Origin of the sequence: Pseudomonas sp. Ant30-3, assembly GCF_000690905.1 — a bacterium.
In the GTDB taxonomy this organism is placed as follows: Bacteria; Pseudomonadota; Gammaproteobacteria; order Pseudomonadales; family Pseudomonadaceae; genus Aquipseudomonas.
On record NZ_JMCL01000029.1, the window covers coordinates 26,993 to 35,378 of the forward strand.

The window sequence follows — 8,386 nt, forward strand, 5'->3', positions numbered from 1 at the left end:
CGACCACCGCAATAAAAATGCCCCGCCATGTGCGGGGCATTTTTTTGGATAAAACCGATCAACTGTAGGAGCGAGCCTGCTCGCGAAAAACCTGAGAGCGCCGTGGGGTGTCAGGTAACCAGCATTATCGTTCACGACCATCGCGAGCAGGCTCGCTCCTACAGGGGATTTGCGTCGATCACAGTTCCAATGTGGGAGTGAGCCTGCTCGCGATAGCGGTGCGTCAGGCAGCATTGATTTTACTGGCCTGCCGCCATCGCGAGCAGGCTCGCTCCCACATTAAATCTCCAGTGTTTATTGAATCTCAGCCGGCGTCACGATCACCCAGTTTTTGTCCGCCGTGACCGGCAGCCCTTCCTTCGCCTGTGCAGCCGCGTTTTTGGCGATCATGCCGTTGAGCTGAGTCATGTATTTGTCCTTGCGATTGACCCACAAGTGAATACCGCCCTTGGCCACATCGACCCCGTGAAAAAGCATGAAACCATCGCTGGTCGGGGTGTCGCCGGCCACCAGAATCGGTTTTTTCCATTCATCGATGTACGTCAGGATCGCGGCCTGCTTGCCGGCCATCCAGGTGGCCGGGGTCCACAGGTAAGGCGTCAGTTCCAGGCCAAGGTTTGCCTGTTCGTCATACTGACCGGCAGTGATCTGTTTGCGCGCCGTGGTCAATGCGCCGGACTCGCGATCCTTGAGCAGCATAGTCACGCCGATCACGTTCTGCGGTTTGACGTTGTAGCCGTACTGCGGATCAGCCGCGACCATGCGCACCAGCTCTTCGGAGGCTGCGGTCATCACGTAGACCTCGATGCCGTTCTCCATGAGCTTGCTGTACAGCTCTTGCTGACCGGTGAAAATCTGTGGCGGGTTGACCTCGATGGTTTTGACCACATCGCCTTCGTAGTACGTGCTCGGTACCGGTTTGCCGGACGCCATCAACTCGTCGACGTAACCTTTGAGCTCTTTAAGCGTGAAGCCGGAAAACACTTGGGCGACCCACGGGTAACACACCATGTCGTCGAGTTCGCAGAGGCGGTAGTAATAACTGAACAGGCTTTCCTTGTGCTCGGCCGTGTCCTTGAACGGAATCAGTTTCAGAGAGGGATCGAGTTTCTCACGGGTGATCAGGCCCTTGTTTTCCATGAACGGCAGCAACGACTCTTCCAGATCGTAGCGGTAACTGGTGTTGTCCATGTCGAACACGGCGTAGTTACCCTTGTTCGCGTTGGCGGCAATCATGGCGTCCAGCGCCTTGGCCTGATCGCGCGGCCAGTGTTTGAGATCGGTGGCGAACGCCTGGCCCGCGAGGCTCAGGCCAAGGCCCAATCCCAGTGCAACAGCGAGAAATGTCGGAGCGAGTTTCATCGGCTTGCTTCCCTAGATAAAAGATCCTGGATCAACGACGCCGACGCTAACAAATAACCACAACGATCTGCGCCTGCCAGCGACCGCTTGATTCCCCTGCGCGCCAGTTGCATCCCTGACAGCGACACCCGCTTATTCCAAAAACGACAGTGACCCTGCCTTTTTGATATTTAATCCATTGCAAATCAAGCTGTTAGGCTTGCCGGCTCGCAGCTTCCCCGGAAGGTGGCTGGCACAAGTCTTAGTGGAGTTTTCAATGAACCTGCCGTTGATCCTCAATCTGCTGGTATTTCTCGCCCTGCTCTTTGGCCTGGCGCAAACCCGTCATACCTCGTGGAGCCTGGCGAAAAAAGTCCTGCTCGCACTGGTGCTGGGCGTGGCGTTCGGAGTCGCGCTGCACACCGTCTACGGTGCCGGCAACCCGATCTTGAAAGCCTCGATCGGCTGGTTTGATCTGGTGGGCAACGGTTATGTGCAGTTGTTGCAAATGATCGTGATACCGCTAGTCTTCGCCTCGATCCTCAGCGCCGTGGCGCGGCTGCACAATGCGTCTTCGCTGGGCAAGATCAGCTTCCTGACCATCGGCACGCTGCTGTTCACCACGGCCATCGCGGCACTGATCGGCATCGGCTTGACCAACCTGTTCGGCCTGACCGCTGAAGGGCTGGTCGCCGGCACCCAGGAAATGGCGCGCTTGCAAACCATTCAGAACGACTACGCCGGCAAGGTCGCCGACCTGAATGTGCCGCAGTTGCTGTTGTCGTTCATCCCGCAAAACCCCTTCGCCGACCTGGCCCGGGCCAAGCCGACGTCGATCATCAGCGTGGTGATTTTTGCGGCATTCCTGGGCGTAGCCGCACTGCAACTGTTGAAGGATGACGTCGAGAAAGGTCAGAAAGTGATCAACGCCATCGACACCCTGCAGGCGTGGGTGATGCGTCTGGTGCGTCTGGTGATGAAGTTGACCCCGTACGGCGTCATGGCGTTGATGACCAAAGTGGTTGCAGGCTCGAATCTGCAAGACATCATCAAGCTGGGCAGTTTTGTGGTGGTGTCCTACATCGGGCTGGGCCTGATGTTTGTGGTCCACGGCGTGCTGGTGTCCGCCGCCGGGATCAATCCGCTGCGCTTTTTCCGCAAGATCTGGCCGGTGCTGACGTTTGCTTTTACCAGCCGCTCCAGCGCCGCGACGATTCCGTTGAGTATTGAAGCGCAGACCAGCCGTCTGGGCATCCCGCAGTCGATCGCCAGCTTCGCCGCCTCGTTCGGCGCGACCATCGGCCAGAACGGTTGTGCCGGTCTGTACCCGGCCATGTTGGCGGTGATGGTGGCGCCGACGGTGGGCATCAACCCGCTGGACCCGCTGTGGATCGCGACGCTGGTGGCGATCGTCACGCTGAGTTCGGCCGGTGTGGCAGGTGTGGGCGGTGGTGCGACGTTCGCCGCGCTGATCGTGCTGCCGGCAATGGGTTTGCCGGTGTCGCTGGTGGCGTTGCTGATTTCGGTTGAACCGCTGATTGATATGGGTCGTACGGCGTTGAACGTGAGTGGCTCAATTGCGGCGGGGGCGATTACCAGTCAGGTGATGCAGCAGACGGACAAAGAGTTGCTGGGGGCGGATGAGCATGGGGAGTTGGCGCACGCTTGAGTAGCGCCTGAAAGATCGCTATCGCGAGCAGGCTCACTCCTACAATTGGAATGCGTTCCCCTGTAGGAGTGAGCCTGCTCGCGATGCGTTTTAGACTTTTTCCCACACCTCGAAGCTGTACGCTGGTTTGTCGTCGACAGCCGGATTCGGAACATTAGACACCAGTTCCCACTGGTTCAAATCAAACTCCGGAAACCACGCATCCCCGTCCGGGCTCAAGGCCACGCGCGTCAGGTACAACCGGTCTGCCTGCGCCAACCCTTGCGCATACAACTGCGCCCCACCAATCAACATCAGCTCATCAACTCCCTGCTCCCGCGCCCACGCATCGGCGCGGACCACCGCGGCTTCCAGCGACGGAAACACCTCCGCACCTTCCAGCACCAGACCGGCCTGACGGCTGACCACCAGATTCAACCGCCCCGGCAGCGGACGGCCGAGGGAATCCCAGGTCTTGCGACCCATGATGATCGGCTTGCCGAGCGTGGTTGCCTTGAAGTATTTGAAGTCCCCCGGCAGGTGCCAGGGCATGCTGTTGTCGACGCCGATCACGCGGTTTTCACCGAGGGCTGCGATCAGGCTGAGGGGGAGTGATTTAGTCATGCCGGCGAGGATACCAGAGCGTCAGCTTCTCGCAACGCAGCCCCCCGACAAGCGCCACAGCGGTTATGCTCACGGCTCAATGGAGCGACGGGACAACGCGTGACTGAACTGAATACCCTCTGGTTGACCGAAACCATCCGCCTGCGCGAAGAACACGCCGGCCCTCTGGATGATCTGGAAGCCAACCGTCTGGCCCGCAGCGCGGGGGGCGACCTGTCGGCACGCATCCAGCGCCGCGCACTCTGGCTGGCCGAGCGCGACGGGCTGAGCAACGCCCTCACGCACTGGCTGCAAGGCGCGCGCCTGGCGCTGATCGTCATGGCGGTGCTGGCCGTCGTCTCCGGCGCCGGTCTGGCATTCACCGCACTCGGCGACGGCCAGACGCCGGTGAATGTGTTCTGGGCGCTGGGCAGTCTGCTGGGGCTGAACCTGATTTTGCTGATCAGTTGGGCGCTGGGCTCGGTGTTTGCCGGTGACCACGGCGCAACGCTTGGGCGCTTGTGGTTATGGCTCAGTGAAAAACTCGCCCGCGATGCCAAGGCTGCACAACTGGCACCCGCGCTGCTCCTGCTGCTGCAACGCCACAAACTCAATCGCTGGGCGCTCGGTGCGCTGGTCAATGGCCTGTGGTTGCTGGCGATGCTCAGCGCATTGGTGATTCTGCTGATGCTGATGGCCACCCGCCGTTATGGCTTCGTCTGGGAAACCACGATCCTCGGGGGCGACACGTTCGTTGCCATGACTCAAGCACTGGGCGCCGTGCCTGCCCTGCTCGGTTTCAGCGTGCCGACCGTGGAGATGATCCGCGCCAGCGGCGACAGCGCGTTGAACATCGAAAACGCGCGCCAGGCCTGGGCGGCGTGGCTGGTGGGCGTGTTACTGATCTATGGCGTGTTGCCGCGCCTGCTGCTGGCTGCGTTCTGCCTATGGCGCTGGAAGAGCGGCAAAGCCCGTCTGCGTCTGGATCTGAACCTGCCCGGTTACGCTCAACTGCGCGAACAGCTGATGCCCACCAGCGAACGCCTCGGGATCAGCGACTCGGCGCCTGAACATCTGCATCGTGTCGAAAGCACGGTCAACGAGCTAAACAGCGACGGCGCGCTGCTGGTCGCGATCGAGCTGGACGATCAACGCCAGTGGCCGCCGTCTCTGCCGAAAAATGTCAGCAACGCGGGCATTCTCGACAGTCGTGAGTCGCGCCATAAGTTGCTCGAACAACTCAGCCGTTTTCCACCCGCTCGCCTGGCCATCGCCTGCGATCCTCGCCGTTCACCGGATCGCGGCAGTCTCGCGCTGATCGCCGAACTGGCGCGTAACGCCAGTGAAACCCGTGTCTGGCTGTTGCAGGCGCCACCGGGCGAAGCGCTGGATGCCGACCGGCTCGGCGACTGGCACCTGGCGCTGCAGCAACTGGAGCTGGCATTTGCCGACAGCGCGCCGCTGAACTGGCTGGAGACAGGTCATGACTAAGCCGGGCAAACCGCCGCTGAAACTCGCCGTCGTCGGCCATACCAACGTCGGCAAGACCTCGTTGTTGCGCACCCTGACGCGGGATGTCGGCTTTGGCGAAGTGTCCCACCGGCCCAGCACCACGCGACATGTCGAAGGCGCACGGTTATCGGTAGACGGCGAGCCGTTGCTCGACCTGTTCGACACGCCGGGGCTGGAAGACGCCATCGCTCTGCTCGATTACCTCGAACGTCTGGAGCGTCCCGGCGAACGCCTCGACGGCCCGGCGCGACTGACCCGATTTCTTGAAGGCAGCGAAGCACGGCAACGCTTTGAACAGGAAGCCAAAGTGCTGCGGCAACTGCTGACCTGCGACGCCGGCCTTTACGTGATCGATGCCCGCGAGCCGGTGTTGTCGAAATACCGCGACGAACTGGAAGTGCTGGCCAGCTGTGGCAAACCGCTATTGCCGGTGCTGAATTTCGTCAGCAGCGCCAACCACCGCGAACCGGATTGGCGCGAGGCGTTGGCGCGGTTGGGCCTGCATGCGCTGGTGCGTTTCGACAGCGTCGCGCCGCCGGAAGATGGCGAACGTCGCCTCTACGAAAGCCTCGCGCTGCTGCTGGAAACCTCGCGGCCTCAACTGGAGCGCCTGATTGCCGATCAGCAGGCACAACGCCTCGCGCGCCAGCACAGCGCGGCGCGGCTGATTGCCGAGTTGCTGATTGATTGCGCCGCGTGCCGACGCAGTGTGGTCAGCGAGCCGGAGCAGGAACAACAAGCGATCAGCGAACTGCGCAAAGCCGTGCGTCAGCGCGAGCAGCGCTGCGTCGAGACGCTGCTCAAGCTTTATGCGTTCCGCCCACAGGATGCTGCGGCCAGCGATCTGCCTTTGCTGGACGGGCGATGGGGTGATGATTTGTTCAACCCGGAAACGCTCAAACAACTGGGCGTGCGCGTGGGTGGCGGCATCGCAGCGGGCGCGGCGGCAGGTGCGGGCGTGGACTTGCTGGTCGGCGGCCTGACCCTGGGCGCAGCGGCACTGGCCGGTGCCATTGCGGGCGGCGCCCTGCAAACCGCGCGCGGTTATGGCAGCCGATTACTCGGCAAGATCAGAGGCCAGCGGGAACTGACCGTCGATGACAGCGTGCTGAGATTGCTGGCGTTGCGTCAGCGTCAGCTGCTGCAGGCGCTGAATGCCCGCGGCCATGCGGCGATGGACAGCATTCAGGTCGCCACGCCGCAGGACAAAACCTGGCGCGAAGGCAAATTACCCGAAGCCTTGAACAAGGCCCGCGCGCATCCGCAATGGTCGTCGCTCAATCCTCATCCGAAGCTGGATCAGGCGGAGCGGCAGGAGCAAATCGAAGCACTGGCGCAGCAGTTGTAACTTCTGTTGATTGAGCGGGCCTCATCGCGAGCAGGCTCACTCCCACACTGGTTCTCCCGTGAGATTCGCGTCATCACCAGACCCACTGTGGGAGTGAGCCTGCTCGCGATTGGAGCGGCTCGGTTTCGAAACTTCACGCTGCCAGCAAGCGCAACGCCTTCGCTTTCAACAACCCCAAATCAATCACCGGCACACGCATTTCCTTGGCCAACTCATCCCACTGACGCATACGCAAACTCACCGCACACAACGGATCACGCTCGAAAGCTTCAGCCTCCAGCTCAGTCATCACCCCACCCTGATACGCCAACGTCCGGCGACTGGCTTCACTCAACCGCTCGAAATAGTCGGGCTCCCTGAGCGTCAGATAGCGCTTGGCTTGCACGTGGTATTCCACCAGCCGGGCCAGGCGCTCGCTGAAGCCGGCGCGCCGCAAGTAATCGGCGCCGAGACGTTCATGGCTGACCACACCAAACCCGCCCATGTTCTCGGCAGTTTCGGCGGCGCAGATGTGGCCAATGTCATGGAAGAACGCCGCGAGCACCACTTCATCATCGAAGCCTTCAGCCATGGCCAGCTCAGCTGCCTGAGACATGTGCTCGAGCTGCGACACCGGCTCACCGATGTAGTCACTGTCGCCGAAGCGTTCGTACAAACCGAACACCTCTTCAACAATCTGCGCATTGCGGCCCATCAACACTCTCCCAACAGCGTCGCCACATTACGTTCCGCCATCGCCGGGCCGACGCTCATGCCGACACCACTGTGCATCAGTGCCACGCTAACGCCTGGCATCGGCCGCAAAAACGAAATCGGCCCCGGCCCTCGTGCACCGTAGACACCCTGCCAACGCTCCAGCACTTGCACCTTGCACCCCAGAGTTTGCTCGGCCAGCTCAATCATCCAGTCATCGACCTGCTCGGCGTTGAATGGCGAAGGATCGCGGCCGTAGTGATGGGAATCGCCGATGATCAACTCCCCGTAAGGCGTCGGGCTGATCAGCAGGTGTATGCCGTTGTCATGCAAGTGCGGTTGCTCGCGCAGGATCTGCGCCTGCACCGCGGCCGCTTCCGGCATATCGGCGAAGGCCCCGTAATGCACGCAACTCAGACCGGTGAGCAGAGCGTGTTGCAGATTGAGATTCTGCTGCGGCCGGGCGCGCAGCATTTGCAGGCGACAGATCTGCGGATCGAGCGCGGCGATCGGCTCTGCCAGCAGCGTCTGATAATCGTGACCGGAACAGACAATTATTTGCTCGGCGCTGAAAGTGCCGGCGCTACTGTGCAGGCGCCCCGGCTCGATGTCGCGCACCAGCGTCGAAAAGTGAAACTCGACGCCGAGTTCGCGGCGCAGGTAGTCGATCAACGCGGGGATCGCTTCACGCGAGTAAAGCTGCTGATCTTCGATGCCGTGCAATGCTGCGCGGTGATGACGAAACTGGCCGCCATACAGGTCGCGCAGCGCAGCGCCTTGCAACAGCTCGACGCGGTAATCGTGCTCCACGGCGCGGCCGGCGCAAAACATTTCCAGCAGGTGCTCTTCGGCTTCGGTGCGGGCGAACAGGTACGAGCCGTTGCGCTTGAGTTGCAGGCCGGCATGTTGGGCCCAATCGCCCCAAATAGCGCGGCTGGCTTTGGCCAGTTCGAGCATCTGGCCCGGCGGCTGGCCGGTGACCAGTGCCTGGCCGAAATTGCGCACCGAGGCGCCCAACGGGGTTTCGCTGCGTTCGAAAACCGTGACTTTGAGGCCGCGTCTGGCAGCGGCGTAGGCGTGGGACAGACCGAGGATGCCGGCGCCGATGATCAGCATGTCGTTGTGTTGAGTCATTTGAATAATGTCCTGAATGAAAGACCGCTATCGCTGGCAGGCCAGCTCCCACAGGGTTGGCGCTAAACACAAATTCTGTAGCTGCCCTGAAACTGTGGGAGCTGGCC

General features: G+C 61.4%; 7 protein-coding genes and 1 pseudogene. 3 read left to right on the forward strand and 5 right to left on the reverse strand.

Annotated elements, in window-relative coordinates; translation table 11 throughout:
- Nucleotides 1-60 precede the first annotated feature (60 nt).
- Together DU29_RS1000000133165 and DU29_RS0107470 are read right to left on the reverse strand one after the other, a co-directional pair.
- Nucleotides 61-141, reverse strand: a pseudogene (locus tag DU29_RS1000000133165) (outer membrane lipoprotein carrier protein LolA); the annotation flags it as partial.
- 153 nt (nucleotides 142-294) lie between these two features.
- Nucleotides 295-1,362 carry a phosphorylcholine phosphatase gene (locus DU29_RS0107470; protein WP_028621182.1) on the reverse strand — a complete coding sequence of 356 codons (1,068 nt, stop codon included), beginning with the start codon at nucleotides 1,360-1,362 and terminating at the stop codon, nucleotides 295-297.
- Nucleotides 1,363-1,618: 256 nt separating this feature from the next.
- Here DU29_RS0107470 and DU29_RS0107475 point away from each other — a divergent pair, with 256 nt between their 5' ends.
- Nucleotides 1,619-3,010 carry an L-cystine transporter gene (locus DU29_RS0107475; RefSeq protein ID WP_028621183.1) on the forward strand — a complete coding sequence of 464 codons (1,392 nt, stop codon included), beginning with the start codon at nucleotides 1,619-1,621 and terminating at the stop codon, nucleotides 3,008-3,010.
- A gap of 90 nt (nucleotides 3,011-3,100) precedes the next feature.
- Here the strand turns inward: DU29_RS0107475 and DU29_RS0107480 are convergent, their stop codons facing one another.
- Entirely contained in the window at nucleotides 3,101-3,613 is a 513-nt protein-coding gene (locus DU29_RS0107480; RefSeq protein ID WP_028621184.1) for a dihydrofolate reductase, read from the reverse strand.
- Nucleotides 3,614-3,712: 99 nt separating this feature from the next.
- Between DU29_RS0107480 and DU29_RS0107485 the strand changes: the two genes are divergently transcribed.
- Together DU29_RS0107485 and DU29_RS0107490 are read left to right on the forward strand one after the other, a co-directional pair.
- Nucleotides 3,713-5,083: a DUF2868 domain-containing protein gene (locus tag DU29_RS0107485; protein ID WP_028621185.1), complete on the forward strand. Its 1,371-nt coding sequence runs from the start codon at nucleotides 3,713-3,715 to the stop codon at nucleotides 5,081-5,083.
- Nucleotides 5,076-6,452, forward strand: coding sequence for a GTPase/DUF3482 domain-containing protein (locus DU29_RS0107490; protein ID WP_028621186.1), 1,377 nt, complete (start codon nucleotides 5,076-5,078; stop codon nucleotides 6,450-6,452). The genes DU29_RS0107485 and DU29_RS0107490 overlap by 8 nt, the downstream gene beginning before the upstream one ends.
- A 133-nt stretch (nucleotides 6,453-6,585) precedes the next feature.
- On the opposite strand, the gene DU29_RS0107495 is transcribed toward DU29_RS0107490, so the two are convergent.
- Together DU29_RS0107495 and DU29_RS0107500 are read right to left on the reverse strand one after the other, a co-directional pair.
- Nucleotides 6,586-7,146, reverse strand: a complete 561-nt coding sequence (locus DU29_RS0107495; protein ID WP_028621187.1) for a phosphonate degradation HD-domain oxygenase — start codon at nucleotides 7,144-7,146, stop codon at nucleotides 6,586-6,588.
- Nucleotides 7,146-8,279 (reverse strand): TIGR03364 family FAD-dependent oxidoreductase, encoded by a 1,134-nt coding sequence (locus DU29_RS0107500; protein WP_028621188.1) that lies wholly within the window; start codon nucleotides 8,277-8,279, stop codon nucleotides 7,146-7,148. Before DU29_RS0107500 ends, DU29_RS0107495 begins: the two co-directional genes overlap by 1 nt.
- Between the last annotated feature and the right edge of the window lie 107 nt (nucleotides 8,280-8,386).